General features: G+C 71.4%; 15 protein-coding genes. 12 read left to right on the top strand and 3 right to left on the bottom strand.

Going from position 1 to position 20,221, the window contains the following annotated elements:
* Positions 1 to 45 precede the first annotated feature (45 nt).
* Together CGQ25_RS05110 and CGQ25_RS05115 are read left to right on the top strand one after the other, a co-directional pair.
* A complete protein-coding gene (locus CGQ25_RS05110; RefSeq protein WP_255405585.1) occupies positions 46 to 873 on the top strand; it encodes a hypothetical protein in 828 nt (275 codons plus the stop codon).
* Entirely contained in the window at positions 874 to 5,340 is a 4,467-nt protein-coding gene (locus CGQ25_RS05115; protein WP_208712107.1) for an FtsK/SpoIIIE domain-containing protein, read from the top strand.
* Positions 5,341 to 5,507: 167 nt separating this feature from the next.
* Here CGQ25_RS05115 and CGQ25_RS05120 read toward each other — a convergent pair whose 3' ends face one another.
* Positions 5,508 to 6,845, bottom strand: a complete 1,338-nt coding sequence (locus CGQ25_RS05120) for an HNH endonuclease signature motif containing protein (protein ID WP_208712108.1) — start codon at positions 6,843 to 6,845, stop codon at positions 5,508 to 5,510.
* A gap of 162 nt (positions 6,846 to 7,007) precedes the next feature.
* Here CGQ25_RS05120 and ligA point away from each other — a divergent pair, with 162 nt between their 5' ends.
* The 3 genes from ligA to CGQ25_RS05135 are packed head-to-tail and all read left to right on the top strand — an operon-like array spanning position 7,008 to position 10,740.
* A complete protein-coding gene (ligA, locus tag CGQ25_RS05125) occupies positions 7,008 to 9,356 on the top strand; it encodes an NAD-dependent DNA ligase LigA (RefSeq protein ID WP_369802298.1) in 2,349 nt (782 codons plus the stop codon).
* Positions 9,353 to 10,210, top strand: a complete 858-nt coding sequence (locus CGQ25_RS05130; RefSeq protein ID WP_369802299.1) for an inositol monophosphatase — start codon at positions 9,353 to 9,355, stop codon at positions 10,208 to 10,210. Before ligA ends, CGQ25_RS05130 begins: the two co-directional genes overlap by 4 nt.
* Positions 10,211 to 10,215: 5 nt before the next feature.
* A complete protein-coding gene (locus CGQ25_RS05135) occupies positions 10,216 to 10,740 on the top strand; it encodes a GNAT family N-acetyltransferase (protein ID WP_369802300.1) in 525 nt (174 codons plus the stop codon).
* A gap of 67 nt (positions 10,741 to 10,807) precedes the next feature.
* Here CGQ25_RS05135 and CGQ25_RS05140 read toward each other — a convergent pair whose 3' ends face one another.
* Both CGQ25_RS05140 and CGQ25_RS05145 read right to left on the bottom strand, forming a co-directional pair.
* A complete protein-coding gene (locus tag CGQ25_RS05140) occupies positions 10,808 to 11,491 on the bottom strand; it encodes a response regulator (protein ID WP_208712109.1) in 684 nt (227 codons plus the stop codon).
* Entirely contained in the window at positions 11,484 to 13,211 is a 1,728-nt protein-coding gene (locus CGQ25_RS05145) for an ATP-binding protein (RefSeq protein WP_208712110.1), read from the bottom strand. Before CGQ25_RS05145 ends, CGQ25_RS05140 begins: the two co-directional genes overlap by 8 nt.
* Positions 13,212 to 13,378: 167 nt before the next feature.
* On the opposite strand from CGQ25_RS05145, the gene CGQ25_RS05150 reads away from it, so the two are divergent.
* The 7 genes from CGQ25_RS05150 to CGQ25_RS05180 all read left to right on the top strand — a co-directional run bounded on the left by CGQ25_RS05150 (position 13,379) and on the right by CGQ25_RS05180 (position 20,186).
* Positions 13,379 to 14,833, top strand: coding sequence for a CitMHS family transporter (locus CGQ25_RS05150; RefSeq protein ID WP_208712111.1), 1,455 nt, complete (start codon positions 13,379 to 13,381; stop codon positions 14,831 to 14,833).
* A gap of 187 nt (positions 14,834 to 15,020) precedes the next feature.
* Positions 15,021 to 15,317, top strand: a complete 297-nt coding sequence (gene gatC, locus CGQ25_RS05155) for an Asp-tRNA(Asn)/Glu-tRNA(Gln) amidotransferase subunit GatC (RefSeq protein WP_208712112.1) — start codon at positions 15,021 to 15,023, stop codon at positions 15,315 to 15,317.
* 3 nt (positions 15,318 to 15,320) lie between these two features.
* Positions 15,321 to 16,853 (top strand): Asp-tRNA(Asn)/Glu-tRNA(Gln) amidotransferase subunit GatA, encoded by a 1,533-nt coding sequence (gatA, locus tag CGQ25_RS05160; RefSeq protein WP_208712113.1) that lies wholly within the window; start codon positions 15,321 to 15,323, stop codon positions 16,851 to 16,853.
* A gap of 14 nt (positions 16,854 to 16,867) precedes the next feature.
* Positions 16,868 to 18,379 (top strand): Asp-tRNA(Asn)/Glu-tRNA(Gln) amidotransferase subunit GatB, encoded by a 1,512-nt coding sequence (gene gatB, locus CGQ25_RS05165; RefSeq protein WP_208712114.1) that lies wholly within the window; start codon positions 16,868 to 16,870, stop codon positions 18,377 to 18,379.
* A gap of 105 nt (positions 18,380 to 18,484) precedes the next feature.
* A complete protein-coding gene (locus CGQ25_RS05170) occupies positions 18,485 to 18,856 on the top strand; it encodes a VOC family protein (protein WP_208712115.1) in 372 nt (123 codons plus the stop codon).
* An 81-nt stretch (positions 18,857 to 18,937) separates the two neighbouring features.
* On the top strand, positions 18,938 to 19,573 hold the full coding sequence (locus tag CGQ25_RS05175; RefSeq protein ID WP_208712116.1) for a hypothetical protein: 636 nt from the start codon (positions 18,938 to 18,940) through the stop codon (positions 19,571 to 19,573).
* A gap of 88 nt (positions 19,574 to 19,661) precedes the next feature.
* Complete coding sequence (locus CGQ25_RS05180; protein ID WP_208712117.1) at positions 19,662 to 20,186, top strand: DUF6069 family protein; 525 nt, start codon at positions 19,662 to 19,664, stop codon at positions 20,184 to 20,186.
* Positions 20,187 to 20,221: the final 35 nt, after the last annotated feature.

A 20,221-nucleotide genomic window follows, 5' to 3' on the forward strand; every position in this document is an offset into this window, starting at 1 on the left:
CGGGACGCGGGACAACCACACGCCGAGCTGGGGAGCGAAAGGCACATGGACCACACTGCACACACCGACGGCACTGCACACACCGACGGCACTGCACAGACCGACGGCACAGCGCAGACCGACGGCGGCCCGGGGGCTGCCGCGCACGACCTCGTCGTGGAGTTCTGCGGCGAACTGTTCCGGCCGGACACGGAGGACGTGTTCAGCATCGGCCGGGAGGGCGACCTCGAGGTCGACGACAACCCGTACCTCCACCGCCGCTTCCTCGAGATCTCCCATGTGGACGGGATCTGGTGGCTCGCCAACGTGGGGTCGCTGCTGTCCGCGACGGTCGCCGACGTGAGCGGCGGGCTGCAGGCGTGGGTCGTGCCGGGGGCGCGCATCCCGCTCGTGTTCGGCCACACCAACGTGATCTTCACGGCGGGGTCGACCACGTACGAGTTCTCGGTCCACCTGCGCACCCCGGCCTTCCGGCAGCGCCCTGCTGAGGACCCCGGCGACGACATCGGCGAGACCACCATCGGTCCCATCACGTTCACCGACTCGCAGAAGGCCGTCATCGTGGCGCTCGCCGAGCCGATGCTGCGCCGCGACGGGACCGGCCTGAGCTCCATCCCGACCTCCGCTGCCGCTGCGAAGCGGCTCGGCTGGGCGCTGACGAAGTTCAACCGCAAGCTGGACAACGTGTGCGACAAGCTCGACCGGGTCGGCGTCGTGGGCCTGCGCGCCGGCGGGGGCAAGCTCGCCACCAACCGCAGGGCGCGGCTCGTCGAGCACGCCGTGAGCTCCCACCTCGTGACGCCCGCCGATCTGGCGCTGCTGGACAGCGAGGCCGAGGCGGGGCGCGCACAGCACGCGGCAGAGGGGGACTAGGTGCGGATCAGGCTCACGCTGCGGCGGGACCCGGAGGCCGCGGCAGATCTCGCCGTGACCGTGGACGGCCTCGCCACGGTCGGCGACGTGGCACGCGAGCTGTGGCTCGCTGACCCCGCTCGCCGTCAGGAGGGACACATCAGCCCTGGAGCGCTCTCGGGCCTCACGCTCCGCGTGGACGAGTCGGTGCTCGCTGGGGGCATGACCGGCCGGGTCCTCGACCCGGCCGCGAACCTGCTCGAGTCGGGGCTGCGGCAGGGATCTACGGTGTCGATCTCGCGCGTCGACCCGGACTCCCCGGCCGGGCGGATCGACCGCGGGCCGGCCGCAGCGACCCTGCGCGTGCTCAGCGGGCCGGACGCGGGCAAGGAGTTCTCGCTCCCGGCCGGGGCCAGCCTCATCGGCCGGGGCGACGGCGCCGACGTGCCGCTCACGGACCCCCTGGCCTCGAAGCGCCACGCCCGCATCACGGTCGGGGAGACGATCGAGATCGCGGACCTCAACTCGTCCAACGGCCTCGTCGTGGACGGGCACACCGTCTCGCGGGCCGTGCTCGCGTCGTCGGACGCCGTGACGCTCGGGGACACCACGGTCTCGGTGGTCGGCCTCGGGCACGGTGCCGGCCGGTCGCAGACGTCTCCGCTCGTTCCGTTCAACCGGTCGCCGCGGGTCGTGCCCCGCTTCCCGCAGCAGGAGCGCGAGCTGCCCGAGGGACCGCAGCGGCCCAAGGACCAGCCGTTCCCGGTCGTCATGATCATGCTGCCCATCGTCATGGGCGTCGTCATGTTCGTGGTCCTTCAGAGCGTCCTGTCGATCGTCTTCATGGCGATGATGCCGCTGTTCGCCATCGGGATGTGGCTCGAGTTCCGGCGCCAGACGAGGAAGGAGCTGCGCGAGGAGACGCGCATCTTCGAGGAGCGGCTCGCCGAGTTCGCCCGGCAGATGACCGAGCTGCAGGACGTCGAACGGGCGGTGCGCCTGCAGGAGGCGCCGTCCGTGGCCGAGACCGTTGACTCGGTCTACCGGCTCGGTCCGCTGCTGTGGACCCACGCCCCCGAGCACCGCGAGTTCCTCTCCGTCCGGCTCGGGCTCGGAGCGGCACCCAGCCGCGTCCGGGTCTCGGTCCCCAAGGAGGGCCAGACCCTGCCCGAGTTCACCCGGCGGCTGCACGAGGCCGCCGAGCGCTTCGCGGTCGTCGACGCCGTGCCCATCACGGCGAGCCTGCGGCAGGGCGGCGGACTCGGGATCGCGGGGCCGCGCGGCCTCGTCGAGAACGTCGCGCGCGGCGTCGTGCTCCAGATCGCGGGGCTGCACTCGCCCGCCGAGGTCGCGATCGCCGGGCTCGCCTCGCACGAGTCGAAGGAGCGGTGGGCCTGGCTCCAGTGGCTCCCGCACGTCGGGTCCCCGCACTCGCCCCTCGCCGGCGACCACCTTGCGGCCGGGTCGGCCGCGGGTAGCCTCCTGCTGACGCGGCTCGAGGAGCTCCTGAACGTGCGCGCCGGGGCCGACCCGTCGTCGGCCGACCTGCGGGCCGCGGGAGGCCGACGCGGCGCCGTCAAGGACGAGCACGAGGGCACGACCGAGGCGATCGTGCCGACCGTCGTCGTCCTCGTCGAGGACGACGCTCCCGTGGACCGGGGACGTCTGACGCGGATCGCCGAGCTGGGGCCCGACGTCGGCATCCACGTCGTGTGGGTAGCCGCCGGTGCCGAGCAGCTTCCGCAGTGCTGCCGCGACTTCATCGTGGTCGACGCCGAGCACGGGGCCACGAGCGGCCAGGTCCGCCTCGGCCGGCACACGTACCCCGTGAGCTGCGAGAGTGTGGACGCGGCGCTCGCCGTCCAGCTCGGCCGGATGATGACGCCGGTCGTGGACGTCGGCAAGCCCGTGGACGACGACTCCGACCTCCCGCGGTCCGTCTCCTACGTCACCCTCGCCGGGAAGGACATCGCGGACGACGCCGGCACGGTCGCCGAGCGCTGGAGGCAGTCCAACTCGGTGCGCGGGACCGCCGTGCCGAACCCGAAGGCGAAGGGGAGCCTCCGCGCGCTCGTGGGCTCCAAAGGGGTCGAGCCGTTCTTCCTCGACCTCAAGAACGACGGCCCGCACGCGCTGGTGGGCGGCACGACCGGCGCGGGCAAGTCCGAGTTCCTCCAGTCGTGGGTCCTCGGCATGGCGAGCGCCTACAGCCCAGACCGGGTCACCTTCCTGTTCGTCGACTACAAGGGCGGCGCCGCGTTCGCGGACTGCGTCCACCTCCCGCACACCGTGGGCCTCGTCACCGACCTGTCCCCGCACCTGGTCCGCCGGGCGCTGACCTCCCTGCGCGCCGAGCTGCACTACCGGGAGCACCTGCTCAACCGGAAGAAGGCGAAGGACCTCCTCGCCATGGAGCGGGCGGGAGACCCCGACACGCCTCCGTACCTCGTGATCGTCGTCGACGAGTTCGCCGCGCTCGCCACCGAGGTGCCCGAATTCGTGGACGGCGTCGTGGACGTCGCGGCGCGCGGGCGGTCCCTCGGCCTGCACCTCATCCTCGCCACGCAGCGGCCCGCCGGCGTCATCAAGGACAACCTGAGGGCCAACACGAACCTGCGCATCGCACTGCGCATGGCGGACGAGGCCGATTCCGAGGACATCCTCGGCGAGAGGACCGCTGCCTACTTCGACCCGTCCATTCCGGGGCGCGGCGCGGCCAAGACCGGGCCGGGCCGGGTCCAGGGGTTCCAGACTGGCTACGCCTCCGGGTGGACCACAGACCGGCCGGCGAAGCCACGGATCGACATCGCCGAGATGGACTTCGGCACGGGAGCCTCCTGGGAGTCCCCGGTCGACCCCTCGGACCGCGGCCCGGAGACTGAGGGTCCCAACGACATCGCCCGCATGGTCCGCACCGTGTCGACGGCGGCGGACCGCCTCGCGATCGACGTTCCCCGCAAGCCGTGGCTGGCCGAGCTGCCGCAGACGTACGACTTCGCGAAGCTCCCCAACCCCCGCACCGACGAGCGGCTCCTGCTGGGCGTCGTGGACGACCCGGCACACCAGAGCCAGCCGACGTTCTCCTACGAGCCGGACCGGGACGGCAACATGGCCCTCTACGGCACGGGCGGCGCCGGCAAGTCGGCCGCCCTGCGGACCATCGCGGTCGCCTCTGCCGTCACGGTGCGCGGCGGCCCCGTCCACGTGTACGGGATCGACGCCGGGTCGCGTGGCCTGCACATGCTCGCCGACCTGCCGCACGTCGGCGCGGTGATCGACGCGGACGACGCCGAGCGCGTGGGGCGGCTCATGCGGCACCTTGCCGCTCTGGTCGACGAGCGCTCGGACCGCTACGCCGCCGCCCGCGCGGGCACGATCGGCGAGTACCGCCGGCTCGCGGACCGCCCTGACGAGGCACGCATCATCGTCCTGATCGACGGCATGGGCGCGTTCCGCGAGCTCTACGAGTACTCTGCGGACAACGACGTGTTCGACCTGCTCACGCAGCTGGCGTCGGATGGCCGTGCAGTCGGCGTCCACCTCGTCATGACGGGCGACCGCACCAACTCCATCCCGGCCTCGATCGCGGCGAGCGTCCAGAAGCGCATCGTCCTGCGCATGACCGGCGAAGACGACTACATGATGTTCGGCCAGCCGAAGGATGTCGTGACGCCCCAGTCTCCTCCGGGCCGCGGCGTCGTCGACGGCCTCGAAGTCCAGCTCGCCGTGTTGGGAGGGAACGCCAACGTCGCTGTCCAGGCGCGCGAGGTGGTCAGGCTTGCCGCGGCGATGCGGCGTCAGGGCGTCGCGGAGGCGCCGGGCATCCGGAACCTGCCCGACGTCGTCATGGGCGCCGACCTCCCGCTCGACAGCGGCCGCGTTGCGCTCGGCCTCGAGGACTCGACCCTCGAACCGCTCTTCATCGACCCGTCCGGGGCCTTCATGCTCAGCGGGCCCCCGGGGTCTGGACGCACGACTGCGCTGGTGGCCCTCGCGGCGGCGCTGCGGCGCGCGCGACCCGAGGTGCGGCGCGTGTACGTCGGGTCCCGGAAGTCCCCCATCGCGGGGCTGCCGCTGTGGGACGCGAGCTATGTCGGGGAGGACGCGATCGCTGCCGCGGCGGACGGGCTCCAGTTGGACGTCGGCGTGCGCGAGTTCGCCCTGTTCGTCGAAGGGCTGCCAGAGTTCGACTCGACGCTTGCCGAGGCCGGGCTCTCGTCGCTGATCACCTCGATGGACCGGGAAGGCCTGTGGGTGGTCGGGGAGTCCGAGACCTCGGGCTGGAGCTCCGCGTGGAGCCTGTCCCAGCCGTTCAAGAACGGTCGGCGCGGGCTCCTGCTCAACCCGACCGAGATGGACGGGGACTCGCTGCTCAGCACGTCGCTCGGCAGGATCCGCAACCCCAAGTACGTCCCCGGCCGCGGCTACTACGTGGCCCGCGGACGGGCGCTCAAGGTCCAGACGGCGTACGAGGACCTGACCGTCTGACATCAGCATGGCGGAGGTGCGTCGTTGTGCGGATAGGTCACGTAGGTCCGGCCCGAGGGTGACGTCCATTCGAGCGTGCCCGGTGGTTGCGGATCCGCAGGGGCGTCCATCGCCGCTCGTCCCCGGGCGACCGCATCGTCCTGCCGGGCGCCGATCTGCGCCACTGTCTAGTGGCCGAAGGACTTGAGCCGGTGGTGCTCCCGGCACAGGAGGGCGAGATTGTCGGTCTCGGTCGCCCCGCCGTCGGCCCACTCGTGCGTGTGGTCTGCCTCGGTGGCCGCTGCAGGTTGGTCACACCCGGGAAAGCGGCACGTGCGGTCGCGCGCGCCAAGGAACCGTCGCATCGCCGCGGTCGGCGCGTACCGGGCCCGGCCGATCGCGAGCGGTGTCCCATTCGAGGGGTCCACCCAGAGCTTCGTCCAGGTTGCTGCCTCTCCAGCGAGGGCCCGGGCCGTCTCGGCGTCGAGGGGGCCATAGCCGACGATCTCAGCCGGCCTGTCCGCACTGCCCGCGAGCGTTGCCGCCGGGATCGTCACCACCACTTCACACCAGATGCCGGACGCCGCGCGACCACGCACGGTCTCCCGGTCCGACGCCGGCGCCCCACAATCGAGGGCGAGGTCTGCCAAGGCGTCCGCGCGCAGCTGTGCGAGCGTACGGTGCTCATCGGGCGACTGGAGCGAGCGTGCAACCGCTTCCAGGTACGTGTCGATGGCGCTTCCCACCTCGAGAGGCAGATAGGCAGTGAGCCGGCACATGCCGTCAGCGGCCGCCTCCAGGTCCACTCTCCGCTCCGTGATGGCCTTGGCCCGGCGCGCCGACAGGGGCTCGACTGCGTATTCTTCTGCCAGACGATTGAGCTTCCTCCGCAGGGCGCTCGGGTTCGGCACGCGGTCGGGGTCTTCGGGGCAGGCTGCCGCGACGGCGGCCCCGAAGAATCCACTCAGCTTCTCCGCCGGCACCGGAACAGCGGCATCCATGACCGCCGTTGCCCGTCGCTGTGAGAGGCGACCATCGGCGAGAGCTTCAAGGACTGCATTGGCAGCAGGCTCGGTAAGCGCCTGTGCCTCAGCCACCATTCCCTTGGCCGTCCTCGCGGAGACCTTCAGGGCTGCCGAGACCTCGGACGCCGCGACCGATGCCGCATCGGCCCTCCAATCCGGGTCAATCTCAGGCCCGCATGCTCGAACGAGCGCCGTGATCGTTGCCGCCCGTTCGGCGATCCGCGCCGATTCGAGTCTTTCGAGGTGCAGGAGATGATCCACGAGGTCGTCGGCGGCTGCCTCCTGGAGCGAGGACGCGAGGACGCGAGGAGCCAGTTCGGCTCCCGCGCCGTGAGCAGGTCCTGCGCCAGCGCCCGAGCCGTAGCCGTACGAAACGTCCCGAAGCGCCCACTCGGCCTCCAGCCACCCCGGCGGTTCCAGAGCTTCCCCGATGGGCTCGGACACCATGGCGGCAGCCTCCCACCCCTGAAGCTTCTGCTCGAACCTTTCTTCTTCCCCCATGCACAAAGATTAGAAGATATCTTCGAAGAATGGAAGGCCTGCGGCGGCCCCGTCGAAGCGACCGCGCCGCCTCCCGCGTCCCGGGTCCTCAGGGCAACGGAAGCGCCACTCGCCTATCCCCGTCGGCGAACAGTGTCGGAGGGTTAGGGCAAGATAGTCACCGTGAGCGCTGAATCCGTGAGCCAAGCCGTCTCCGACGAGGCCGTAGTCCCGCCCGAGTCCCTGAGGGAGGAGTACGAAGCCCTTTCGGACGAGGTGCGCAGGCACCGCGCCGCGTACTACAACGAGGATGCGCCGCTCATCTCCGACGCCGAGTACGACGTCCTGTACCGGCGCCTGGAGGAGTTCGAGGCCCTGCACCCCGAACTCGTCTCGAACGACTCGCCAACCCAGGAGGTGGGAGGCGAAGCGACGGCTGCGTTCGCGCCCGTCGAACACCTCGCGCGCATGTACAGCCTCGAGGACGTCTTCTCGATTGACGAGCTCGAAGCGTGGATCCGCCGCGCAGAGGCGAGCGTTGCCGCCGTCGGACTTCCGCCCGCGAAATGGCTCACCGAGCTGAAGATCGACGGGTTGGCCGTCAACCTCCTCTACCGCAAGGGCGAGCTCGTCCGCGCGGCGACCCGCGGCGACGGGCGCACCGGTGAGGACGTCACCCACAACGTCCTCACCATCAAGGACATTCCCCAGCGTCTGGCCGGGAACAGCCACCCCGACGAGGTGGAGATCCGCGGCGAGGTCTACATTCCCACCAAGGCGTTCAACGAGTTCAACGAGGCGCTCATCGCCGAGGGCAAGGCGCCGCTCGCCAACCCCCGCAACGCCGCCGCGGGTTCGCTGCGTCAGAAGGATCCGGCCGAGACCGCCAAGCGGCCCCTGAGCATGTTCGTCCACGGAATCGGTGCCCGGGAGGGCCTCGCGTCGTCGAGCCAGGCCGAGACCTACGAGCTCCTCAAGGCGTGGGGCCTGCCCACGAGCCCCTACTACCAGGTCCTCGACACCTACGAGGAGGTTCTGGCCTTCATCGAGCGCTACGGCGACAAGCGCCACAGCCTCATCCACGAGATCGACGGGATCGTGGTCAAGGCGGACGACTTCGCGACACAGCGCGCGCTCGGCCACACCTCGCGCGTCCCGCGCTGGGCGGTCGCCTTCAAGTACCCGCCGGAGGAGGTGCACACCAAGCTCCTCGACATCCGCGTGAACGTGGGTCGCACAGGCAGGGTCACCCCCTACGGCGTCATGGTCCCCGTGAAGGTCGCCGGTTCGACCGTCGAGATGGCCACCCTCCACAATCAGGACGTCGTGAAGGCCAAGGGCGTCAAGATCGGCGACGTCGTCGTGCTGCGCAAGGCCGGCGACGTGATCCCGGAGATCGTAGGGCCGGTCCTCGCCCTCCGCGAGCAGCAGGATCCGCCGGTCCGGGATTTCGTGATGCCCTCCGAGTGCCCCTTCTGCGGCACGCCCTTGGCGCCGTCCAAGGAAGGCGAAGTGGACGTCCGCTGTCCCAACGCGCGCTCCTGCCCCGCCCAGCTGCGCGAGCGCGTGTTCCACTTGGCAGGCCGCGGGGCCTTCGACATCGAGGCGCTCGGCTGGGAGGCAGCGATCGCTCTGACCCAGCCCGCCGCTCCCGAGACTCCTCCGCTTGAGAACGAGGCGGGCATCTTCGACCTCGCTCCGGAGGACCTTCGCGACGTCATGATCCGCCGCGAGAAGCGCGCCAAGGGGGCGGGCACGGGGGAATGGGAGCTCGTGCCGTACTTCTACACCAAGCCCACGGCCAAGACGCCGTCGAAGCCCACGGCCAACACCGAGAAGCTCTTCCGCGAGCTCGAGAAGGCCAAGTCCCAGCCGCTGTGGCGCGTGCTCGTGGCGCTGTCCATCCGGCACCTGGGGCCGACGGCGTCGCGCGCACTCGCAACCCGCTATGGGTCCATGGATGCCCTGCGTGCGGTGCTCGCGGCCCCGGACGCCCGCGAGCAGCTCTCTGAGGTCGACGGGGTCGGGCCGATCATCGCGGACGCTCTCATCGAATGGTTCGCCGAGGACTGGCACCGCGAGATCGTCGACCGCTGGAAGGCCGCGGGCGTGGCGATGGCCGACGAGCAGCACGCGTCTGCGGCCCGCACGCTCGAGGGGCTCACCGTCGTCGTGACTGGAAGCCTGGAGGGCTTCAGCCGCGACGAGGCCAAGGAGGCCATCATCATCCGCGGCGGCAAGGCCTCCGGCAGCGTGTCCAAGAAGACCGACTATGTGGTGGCCGGCGAGAGCGCAGGATCCAAGCTCGACAAGGCCGAACAGCTCGGTCTGCCCATTCTGGACGAGGCGGGCTTCGTCAAGCTCCTCGCCGAAGGCCCGGGAAATGCGGAGGCTGCGGTGGATGAGGGCGAAGCGGCACCGGTCGCGGGGCATCCCGCGGTCGACGACGGCGCCTCCACGGGCGAGGAGCTCGCCGCCCGGATCGGCGAGGCCGAGGAGGACGCGGAGACGGACGAGGAGGCAGCGCCGTGAGCGCCCAGTACTCACTGGACCTGCTGGCGGGCCTGCTCGCGACGGCCCGGCGCGCGGCTGCCGCCGGGGCGGCGGTCCTGTCCGGCCGCGCGGCGGGGACCCTTCCCGTGGGTGACGCCGAGCAGGAGACGAAGAGCTCCGGCAGCGACTGGGTCACCGCTTTCGACCTGGCAGCGGAGAAGGCCGTGAGGGACGTCCTCGCGTCGGAACGGCCCCGCGACGTCATCACGGGCGAGGAAGACGGGACCACAACCGTCGAGGATCCGAGCGGCTTCCGCTGGTCGATCGACCCGCTCGACGGGACCACGAACTTCATCCGGGACATCGTCTACTACGCCACGAGCGTCGCGGTCGCCGATGCCGAGGGCCACTGGCTCGCCGGCGTCGTGAGCGCGCCGGCGCTAGACCGGGAGTACTGGGCCGTTCGGGGCGGGGGAGCGTTCCGCTCCGACGGGCGTGACGACCCGCGCCAGCTGGAAGGCCCCGCACCGGGCCGCGCCAGCGCCGGGTCCGCGCTCCTCGCGACCGGGTTCAGCTACGACCCGGGTGTCCGCGCAGAACAGGCGGCCTTCCTGCCGGGCCTCATGGACGGCTTCGGGGACATGCGCCGTCTCGGATCTGCAGCGCTGGACCTCTGCCTCGTGGCCGATGGCACGCATGACGCCTACGGCGAGCGTGGCCTCAACGAGCATGACTTCGCCGCGGGCGCCCTCATCGCCGAGGAGGCCGGCTGCTGGGTGCGCCGGCCTGCCCTCACCAGTCCCCTCGACGGCGGTCCCTCCGATGCCGAACGCCTTGCCGCCTGGACGTGCGCGGGCAGCATCGAGTTCTCCGGGCGCTTCCCGATCGAGTGACCGGAGTGGCTGACCCGTCGAAACGCGAGATCGCCGCGTCCCTGGCCATTCGCGAGGCGACTCCGGAGGACTATCCCGAGATCGCCCGCATTGCCGCCGACGCGTACCTCGCGGCAGGGTATTTCGAGGACCCGGAGCACCCGTACATGAGGCAGGTGGCAGACGTCGCATACCGGGCTGCGCGCGGCACCGTTCTCGTGGCCGAAAGCGGCGGGAGGGTCGTCGCCTCCGTCACGGTCATGGCGTTCGGAGACGGCTTCGAGCAGGTCGCCACGAAGGGCGAGTTCGAATTCCGGCTCCTCGTCGTCGACCCCGCAGTCCAGCGCAGCGGGGCGGGGAGCGCGTTGGTGCGCGAGGTCGAGGCGAGGGCCCGGCGCGCCGGCGCGACCGCCGTCGTGCTTACTACAGGGGTGGGCTGGGAGGGGCCGAACGCCCTCTACCCGCGGCTGGGCTACGAACGCGCGCCCGAGCGCGACTGGCCTATTCCGGGCACCGACATCTGGCTGCCCGTGTACGTCAAACCGCTCTGAACTCAGGTCACGGGGTGACCTCGGCGGCACAAGGGGTGATCTCGGCGCCACACGGGGTGATCTCGGGTCAGCCGGGGAGGCCGTAGCGGTGCTCGGGGCGCCCCGTCGAGCCGTAGCGGAGCTGGATCTCCACCGCGCCGTCCTCGGCGAGCGCCGCGAGGTACCGCTGCGCCGTGGCCCGCGAGACGCCGACGACGGCGGCGACCTCGGCCGCGGACAGCAGTGCCCGGGCGGAGCCCGGACCCTGCGCGAGAGCCTCGAGCACGGCGGTCTCGGTCGCTGATCGGGACCGGCTCGGACCCGCCGACGACGGCGCGTCCCCGCCCCCGAGCAGCGCGCGCCGGGCCCGGTCGACCCCAGCCTGGTCGAGCGAGCCGGTCCCCGCCAGCACCCGCCGGTACCGGGCGTAGCCGCGCAGGGCTGCGGCGAGGTCGTCGGCGCTGAACGGCTTGATGAGGTACCCGAGCGCCCCGCGGCGCAGGGCCGTCCGCACGGACTCCGGATCGGCGGCGGCCGTGAGCATGATCGCGTCCGTGTCGATCGTGCGCAGGAGCTCGAGCCCGGTCGTGTCCGGAAGGTAGGTGTCGAGTAGCACGAGGTCGGGCCGCAGCGAGTGGGCGGCCTGGAGCGCGAGCGCCGCCGTCCCGACCGGGGCCAGCGCCGTGAAGCCCGGAACCGCGTCGACCCACGTGGCATGGAGCCGGGCGACGTGGAAGTCGTCGTCGACGATGAGCACCCTCAGATCAGCCATTCCCCGTCCTCCCCCTGGGACCGGCCCTCCCGAGCCTCGAGTCCCGGTCCGCCTTCTCCTCGTCCGTCAGCCCCACGACGCGAGCACCGAAGACGGCCCCCGGCCCGCCGGGGCGCCCGGGGGAGATCACCCACACGTCTCCGCCGTGCCGGCGCGCCAGCTGACGCGACAGGTGCAGGCCCAGGCCGTGGCCGCCGGGCTGTTCGGCCGCGGGCAGAGCTGTCGTGAACCCCCGCTCGAACAGCTGCTCCGGCTCGATCCCGCGGAGGCCGTCACCCGAGTCGGCGACGACGACGTGAAGCGTGGGGCCGTCGTCGAGCAGTTCGACCTCCACCCAGCGCTCGCCGCCGGGATCCGGAGAGCCGGCGACGGCGGCGCTCACCGCGTTGTCGACGAGGTTGCCGAGCACCGTGGTCACGTCCTGCGCGGCCGCCACCGGGTTCCGGACGAGCGTCTCGGCGCCGAGCCGCAGGACGACGCCGCGCTCCGAGGCCTCGATGCCCTTCGCCCCGAGGAAGGCCTGCAGGCTCGGGTCGCCGAGCAGCTCGGCCTGCTCGAGCGGGAAGCTCAGCGGGCCGGTCGCACCCAGCCGCCCCAGCACTGAGCGGGCCTCCGCCACCTCGCCGAGGTCCAGCAGACCGGCCACCGTGTGGACCTGGTTGGAGAACTCGTGCCGCTGGGCGCGCAGGGCCTCGCTGAGCGCGCCGACCGCGTCGAGCTGGCGGGTGAGACCGCGCAGCTCCGTGCGGTCGCGGAGCATGACGACCCACCCGAGTTCCTCCCGCGCATGCACGACGCGCCGCGCACTGGCCACGAGCACCCGCTCGCCCACGACGAGCTGCCGCCCTGTCCCGCCGTCGGCCTCCGCGGGAACGTCGCCGGCCGTCAGTTCGCGCAGCTCGGCCGGCACCGACGCCGAGTCCCACCGCTCTCCGGTGAGGTCGACGCCGAGGAAGCGCCGCGCGGCGTCGTTCGCGACGGTGACCCGGCCGTCCCGCCCGACACCGACGACGCCCTCGTCGATCCCGCGCAGCACGGCCTCCTGGTCCTGGACGAGGGTGCCGATGTCCTCGGGCTCGAGCCCGAGCGTGAGCCGCGCGAGCCGGCGCCGCAGCGCGAGCGAGGCGACGACGCCGGCCGCGAGGGCCAGCACCGCGGTGGTCCCGACGGCGATGGCATCGGCGCCGAGCCCTTCGGCCACGCCCGAGCGCGCGTAGCCGACGCTCACCTCGCCCACCACCGAGCCCTCGCCCTGGGGAGCGCCGGCCGGCGCGTAGACGGGGACCTTCGCGCCCACCGACGGGCCGAGGGTCCCGGTGTTCCTGGTGGTCTCCTCGCGCCCGGACAGCGCCACATCCGGGGGCGTGCTCACCCGCTCGCCGAGCCGCGCCGGGTCGGGGTGGGCCAGCCGCAGCCCCTCCTCGTCGGTCACGACGACGAACAGCGCCCCCGTGCTGGCCCGTGCCGACTCCGCCGCTGCCATCACCGGCCCCGAAGCGAGTTCGGCGGGCGGGGGAGTGCCGGCGCCGGCGGCGATCTGCGCCGTCGTGCGCCGCAGCACCGGGTCGGAGGCCACGGCGCGGCCGAGGGTGAGGGCGTTCTGCTCTGCCTCGGTCCAGAGGCGCTCGTAGGCGAGCCAGAGGTGGGCCCCCGCCGCAAGCACGACGGCGAGCGCGACCGCCCCGACCTGCAGCAGGAGGGTGCGGGTCGAGAAGCGCATCTGCCCATCGTAGGCCCGGCCTCACCCCGTGAGCAGAATGCGCAGAACCCGTCGAATGAGCAGAACATCAGCCAATGCCGGCAAACCCGGAGCGCGTCCTGCCGCCCAGCTACTTTCGTAGCGCGCATCACACCGCGGTGATGCGGTTCACAAGAGAGGAGCCACCGATGCTGGTAGTGCTCGGCTTCGCGATGATCGCCGTGTTCATGGCGCTCATCATGACGAAGAAGCTCACCCCGGTGCTTGCGCTGATCATCGTCCCGACCATCTTCGGCCTGTTCGCGGGCGCGGGGCTCGGGATCGGCCCGATGGTCATGACGTCCCTGAAGTCCATGGCCCCCACGGCCGCCCTGCTCATGTTCGCGATCGTGTACTTCGGCCTCATGATCGACGTGGGCCTGTTCGACCCGCTCGTGAAGTTCATCCTCCGCAAGCTGGGCAACGACCCGGCGAAGGTGGTGCTCGGCACGGCCATCCTGGCCGCGGCGGTGTCGCTCGACGGCGACGGCTCGACCACGTTCATCCTCACCACCGCGGCGATGCTGCCGGTGTACCTGCGCCTGGGGCTGAGCCCGGTGGTGCTGACCTGCGTCGCGGGCCTCGCGAACGGCACCATGAACATCCTGCCGTGGGGCGGCCCGACCGCCCGCGCCGCGACCGCGCTGAAGATCGACGTCAACGACGTCTTCGTCCCGATGGTCCCCTCGCTCATCGCCGGCCTCGCGATCGTCATGCTGTTCGCGTGGCGGCTCGGCCTGCGCGAGCGCAAGCGGCTCGCCGTCGAGCGCCCCGAGCTGTGGGGCCCGGAGGCGGGCGCTGCAGGCTCTGCTGGCGCTGCAGGCGGCGCCTCGCACAGCGGCGGCCTCGGCTCGCCGAAGGGCTCGCGCACGACGCCGGGTGGCGGGGTTGCGCTGCTCGACGCGCCGGAGCTGGTCGACCAGATGGACTCGGCCATGGCCGACACCGCGCTTGACCCGCACCGCAGGACGCTGCGCCCCAAGCTGTTCTGGTTCAACCTGGCCCTCACCGTGGGCATCATGGTCCTGCTCGTGGCGGACGTCCTGCCGCTGGCGTACGTGTTCATGGTCGGTGCGGCCGTCGCGCTCGTGGTCAACTTCCCGCGGGTGAAGGACCAGGCGGCGCAGCTCATCGCCCACGCGCCGAGCGTCGTCGCGGTCGTGTCCATGGTGATGGCCGCCTCCGTGCTCACCGGCGTGCTGACCGGCAAGATCGGCGAGACGACCATCGTGACGGAGATGTCCAACTGGCTCGTCTCGGTCATCCCGGCGGACGCAGGCCCGTTCATGGCGGTCATCACGGGCATCCTGTCCATCCCGATGACGTTCTTCATGAGCAACGACGCGTTCTACTTCGGGGTCCTGCCCGTCCTGTCCGAGACGGCCGCGCACTACGGGATCGGTGCGGCGGACATGGCCCGCGCCTCCATCACCGGCCAGCCGTTCCACCTGCAGAGCCCGCTCGTCCCGGCGATCCTGCTGCTCGTCTCGCTCGCGAAGGTCGAGCTCGGCGACCACCACAAGCTGGTCCTGTGGCGGACGGCGGTCATCTCGCTCGTCATGCTCGCGGTCGGAGTCCTCGTGGGGGCGATCGCGATCGGCTAGCCCGCACCCTCCGTCTGGGGGTCACGTCCTGAAGGTCACCTCCTGTTGGTCTTTGTCCGCACATTGGCCAACAGGAGGTGACCTTCGGGCGTGGGGAGGCTCTGCGCGGGAGCCGTCGCCGTCGTCCGCACCCGCCCGCGACTAGACTGGACCGCGAACCTTTGTCACCACCCACCCAGGGAGATCCATGGCTGAGATCACTCGCGACGACGTTGCGCACCTCGCGCAGCTCGCGCGGATCGAGATGAGCGAGGCGGAACTCGACAAGATGGCGGGCGAGCTCGCCCACATCGTCGACGCCGTCAAGAGCGTGAGCGAGGCCGCCGGGCCCGACGTCCCGGCCACGAGCCACCCGATCCCGCTGAGCAACGTCTTCCGCGAGGACGTCGTCGGCCACGTCCTGACCCCCGCCGAGGCGCTCTCAGGCGCCCCCGACTCGGACGAGGACCGCTTCAAGGTCCCGGCCATCCTGGACGAGGAGTAACCCATGAGCGAGAAGAACCTCAGCGACCTCATCACGTCCAGCGCCTCGGCCCTCGCCGAGAGGCTCGCCGCCAAGGAGGTCTCCTCCGAGGAGGTCACGCAGGCGCACCTCGACCGCATCGCCGAGGTCGACGGCGGGGAGCGCGGCGTCCACGCGTTCCTGCACGTCAACACGGAGGAGGCGCTCGCCGTCGCCCGCGAGGTCGACTCGGCCCGCGCCGCCGGCGGGGACGACGCCGCCGCCCTCCACCCGCTCGCGGGTGTGCCGATCGCCATCAAGGACCTCATCGTCACAGTGGGCCAGCCCACGACGGCGGGCTCCCGCATCCTCGAGGGCTGGATGAGCCCCTACGACGCGACCGTGATCAGGAAGATCCGGGCTGCGAAGCTGCCGATCCTCGGCAAGACCAACCTCGACGAGTTCGCCATGGGCTCCTCCACCGAGCACTCGGCGTTCGGGCCGACCCGCAACCCGTGGGACCTGGACCGCATCCCCGGCGGCTCCGGAGGCGGCTCCGCCGCGGCCGTCGCCGCCTTCGAGGCCCCGCTGGCCCTCGGCACCGACACGGGCGGCTCGATCCGCCAGCCCGGGGCCGTGACCGGCACTGTCGGCGTCAAGCCCACCTATGGCGCAGTGTCCCGGTACGGCGCGATCGCCATGGCATCGAGCCTGGACCAGATCGGCCCCGTCTCGCGCACCGTCCTGGACTCGGCGCTTCTCCAGGAGCTCGTCGGCGGCCACGACCCGTTCGACTCGACCTCCCTCACCGACCCGTTCGACACCCTGGTGGCGGCCGCGAAGGCCGGCAGTGTCGAGGGCGTGCGCATCGGCGTCGTCAAGGAGCTCAGCGGTGAGGGCTTCCAGGCCGGGGTCGAGACCCGCTTCCACGAGGCGCTCGAGCTGCTCAAGGGCGCCGGCGCGCAGGTCGTCGAGGTCTCCTGCCCGAACTTCAAGTACGCCCTCGGCGCGTACTACCTGATCATGCCGAGCGAGGTCTCCTCCAACCTCGCCAAGTTCGATGGCGTCCGGTACGGGCTGCGGGTCCTGCCCCAGGACGGCCCCATGACGATCGAGCGCGTCATGGGCGCGACCCGCGCCGCCGGGTTCGGCGACGAGGCCAAGCGCCGCATCATCCTCGGCACCTACGCCCTCTCGGCCGGCTACTACGACGCCTACTACGGCTCGGCGCAGAAGGTCCGCACGCTCATCCAGCGCGACTTCGACAACGCCTTCGCCCAGGCGGACGTCCTCATCTCCCCGACGGCGCCCACCACGGCGTTCCCGCTCGGCGAGAAGCTCGACGACCCGCTGGCCATGTACCTCAACGACGTCGCGACGATCCCGGCCAACCTCGCCGGCGTCCCCGGCCTGTCGCTGCCGGGCGGTCTCGCGGAGGAGGACGGCCTGCCCGTGGGCATCCAGCTCCTCGCCCCCGCCCGCGAGGACGCGCGCCTGTACCGTGTCGGCGCGGCGCTCGAATCCCTGCTCGAGGCGCAGTGGGGCGGCCCGCTGCTCGCCCAGGCCCCGGCCCTCTAAGGAGAGAACGAACGATGGCATCCACTGACGAGATCCTCTCCTTCGAGACGGCCATGGAGCGCTTCGACCCGGTCCTCGGCTTCGAGGTCCACGTCGAGCTGAACACCAAGACGAAGATGTTCTCCTCGGCCCCGAACGTGTTCGGCGACCAGCCGAACTCGAACGTCAACGAGGTGGACCTCGGCATGCCCGGCGTCCTGCCCGTGGTCAACAGGGCCGCCGTCGAGTCGAGCATCAAGATCGGCCTCGCCCTGAACTGCGAGATCGCCGAGTCCTGCCGGTTCGCGCGGAAGAACTACTTCTACCCGGATACGCCGAAGAACTTCCAGACGTCGCAGTACGACGAGCCGATCGCCCACGACGGCTGGATCGACATCGAGCTCGAGGACGGGACTGTGTTCCGCGTCGAGATCGAGCGCGCACACATGGAGGAGGACGCTGGGAAGCTCACCCACATGGGCGGTGCCACCGGCCGCATCCACGGTGCCGAGTACTCCCTCGTGGACTACAACCGCGCGGGCGTGCCGCTCGTCGAGATCGTCACGAAGCCCATCGTCGGCGCCGGATCCCGCGCCCCCGAACTGGCCAAGGCGTACGTGTCGGCGATCCGCGAGATCGTGAAGAACCTCGGCGTCTCCGACGCGCGCATGGAGCGCGGAAACGTCCGCTGCGACGCGAACGTCTCGCTCATGCCCAAGGGCGCCACCCAGTTCGGCATCCGATCGGAGACGAAGAACGTCAACTCGCTCCGCTCCGTCGAGCACGCCGTGCGCTTCGAGATCCAGCGCCACGCCGCCGTCCTGTCGGCGGGGGAGAAGGTCACCCAAGAGACGCGCCACTGGCACGAGGACACGCGCACGACGACGGCTGGCCGCCCCAAGAGCGACGCCGACGACTACCGCTACTTCCCCGAGCCGGATCTCGTGCCCGTGGTCCCGAGCCGCGAGTGGGTCGAGGAGCTCCGCGCGTCCCTTCCCGAGCCCCCGGCCGAGCGCCGCAAGCGGCTCAAGGAGGCCTGGGGCTACGCGGACGCCGAGTTCCGCGACGTGGTCAACGCCGGGGTCATGGACTCGATCGAGGAGACCATCGCCGCCGGCGCGACCCCGCAGGCCGCGCGCAAGTGGTGGATGGGCGAGATCGTCGGCCGCGCCAAGGCCGCCGACGTGGACCCGGCCGAGCTCGGCGTGACGGCCGCGGCGATCGTGGAGCTCAACGGCCTTGTGGAAGGCGGCAAGCTCAACAACAAGATGGCCGGCCAGGTGCTCGACGGCGTCATCGCCGGCGAGGGCACCCCGACCCAGGTCATGGAGGCCCGCGGCCTCGTGCTCGTCTCCGACGACGGCCCGCTCCTCGAGGCGATCGACGCCGCGCTCGCCGCCCAGCCCGACGTCGCGGACAAGATCCGCGGCGGCAAGGTTCAGGCCGTCGGCGCGATCGTCGGCGGCGTCATGAAGGCCACTCGCGGCCAGGCCGACGCCGGCCGCGTCAAGGAGCTGATCCTCGAGAGGCTCGGCGTCAACGCGTAGCCAGCCCGCCGCCGTCGTACGGACGGCAGGCGCACGACGGCGCCCCGAACCGGAAGGGACCATGGAACCTTCCGGCGCGGGGCGCCTCGTGCGTAGGGTGGCCCCATGTCGCCGCTCATCCAGTACCACGCTACCGTCCTCGGCACCCCGGATCCCCAGGCTGCGGCCCGCTTCTACGCCAACCTGCTGGGCTGGGAACTGGGCGACGACGAGAGGGAGTGGGCCACGGTCCTCAACCCTGCGGGCGGGCCGAAGCTCTCGTTCCAGTTCGAGGAGGGCTTCGAGCGTCCCGTCTGGCCCGAGGAACCGGGGAAGCAGCAGATGATGATGCACCTCGACCTGTTCGTCGACGACCTCGACAAGGCGGCAGCGCACGCAAAGGAGTGCGGTGCGCGGCGGGCCGACCACCAGCCCCAGGACGACGTCCTCGTGTTCTTCGACCCGGACGGGCACCCGTTCTGCCTTTTCGAGAACTGAACCTGTGACGCTCCTAGTGGTTTCCTGTCAGTTGCCACGGGTTCCGCACTGCCTGCGGCCCCGCGGGCGCAAGATGGAGTCATGAGTTCTACCACGCCACATCGCGTTCGCCGCGCCATCGTCATCGGAGCCCTCGCCCTCGGGCTGGCAGGCGGGGGCGGCGCCGCCGTCTGGGCCGCCTCGACGCCGTCGCCTTCTCCATCCGCGCCCTCGCAGGGCTCGGCACCCTCGCAGGGCGGCCAGGGGCAGGGCAGCCAGGGGAAGGGGCACGCCTTCGGGCGCGGCCTGGCCCTGGGCGGCCTCCACGGCGAGATGACGGTCAAGAAGGGCGACGGGACGTTCGCGACGGTCGTCTCCCAGCGCGGGACCGTCACCGAGGCCACGGGCACGAAGCTCACGGTCAAGAGCGAGGACGGGTACGAGCACTCCTACACCCTCGGCGGCGACACCAAGATCCACGCTGCCGGCCAGAAGGGCGCCGCGCTGACCGCCGGGGACCTCAAGGTCGGAGACGAGGTGGCGGTGCGGGCCCTGCGCTCGGGGAGCACGGACACCGCCGAGCAGGTCATGAAGGGGCCGTTCCCGACGCCGGGCAGTCAGAACGGCCAGAACAGCCAGAACGGCAAGGGCCACATGAAGCACCAGAACGGCAGCAGCCCGGCCCAGCCGCAGTCGCCGTCGCCCAGCCCGTCGGCAACTGGCTCGGTCTCCTCCTGAAGCCCTGCAGGCCTCTTCTTAGAGGCCTCTTAGAACCGCGCTCCTAGTCTGGGACTGCTTCATCTGAGCCTGTCCCAGGAGGAACCGCGTGTCCGAGCAGCACCCCACCGCCCGAGCCCTTCGGAGCTCTCTGGCCGAGCGCGCCGCGCGCGCCTTCGACCTGGACTTCCCGAAGGGGCGGCGCCAGCCCTCCCTCGCACGCTTCGTCGTCGCGAGCGTGGTCGCGGTTGTCGGGTCGGTCATGGCCTGCGCAGCGCTCGCTGCCGCTGCCGTCGCCGCGATGCCGGACCTGGCCGGCTACGAGCACTTCCAGTTCGGCGAGTACACGAAGCTGACCGTGGTCGGGGTGGTGCTCGCGTGCCTCGCCTGGCCGGCCATGGCGTGGCTCTCCTCCAGGGCGTGGAAGCCCTTCCTGTGGCTTGCCGTGGCGGTGACGGCGGCCGGCCTCGCGCCCGACGCATGGATCCTCCTGAAGGGCCAGCCCGCGCCGGCCGTCGGCGTGCTCGTGCTTATGCACGTGGCCCTCGCGCTCATCACCTACCCGGCACTCGTGCTCATCGCGCCGCAGCGCAGCCCGGGAGTCCGCGCCGCAGGGCGCAACCGGCTCCGCTGATCGCGCGCCCCCGTTGTCCTGACCCGGCGTCTGGC

The organism is Sinomonas sp. R1AF57 (assembly GCF_002224485.1).
GTDB lineage: Bacteria > Actinomycetota > Actinomycetes > Actinomycetales > Micrococcaceae > Sinomonas > Sinomonas flava.

Bases quoted from the DNA above. Each gene is read 5' to 3' on its own strand.
- gatC (WP_208712112.1), top strand. From the start codon at position 15,021: ATGGCTGAGATCACTCGCGACGACGTTGCGCACCTCGCGCAGCTCGCG.
- gatA (WP_208712113.1), top strand. From the start codon at position 15,321: ATGAGCGAGAAGAACCTCAGCGACCTCATCACGTCCAGCGCCTCGGCC.
- CGQ25_RS05140 (WP_208712109.1), bottom strand. From the start codon at position 11,491: ATGGCTGATCTGAGGGTGCTCATCGTCGACGACGACTTCCACGTCGCC.
- CGQ25_RS05175 (WP_208712116.1), top strand. From the start codon at position 18,938: ATGAGTTCTACCACGCCACATCGCGTTCGCCGCGCCATCGTCATCGGA.
- CGQ25_RS05110 (WP_255405585.1), top strand. From the start codon at position 46: ATGGACCACACTGCACACACCGACGGCACTGCACACACCGACGGCACT.
- CGQ25_RS05170 (WP_208712115.1), top strand. From the start codon at position 18,485: ATGTCGCCGCTCATCCAGTACCACGCTACCGTCCTCGGCACCCCGGAT.
- gatB (WP_208712114.1), top strand. From the start codon at position 16,868: ATGGCATCCACTGACGAGATCCTCTCCTTCGAGACGGCCATGGAGCGC.
- CGQ25_RS05120 (WP_208712108.1), bottom strand. From the start codon at position 6,845: ATGGGGGAAGAAGAAAGGTTCGAGCAGAAGCTTCAGGGGTGGGAGGCT.
- CGQ25_RS05145 (WP_208712110.1), bottom strand. From the start codon at position 13,211: ATGCGCTTCTCGACCCGCACCCTCCTGCTGCAGGTCGGGGCGGTCGCG.
- CGQ25_RS05150 (WP_208712111.1), top strand. From the start codon at position 13,379: ATGCTGGTAGTGCTCGGCTTCGCGATGATCGCCGTGTTCATGGCGCTC.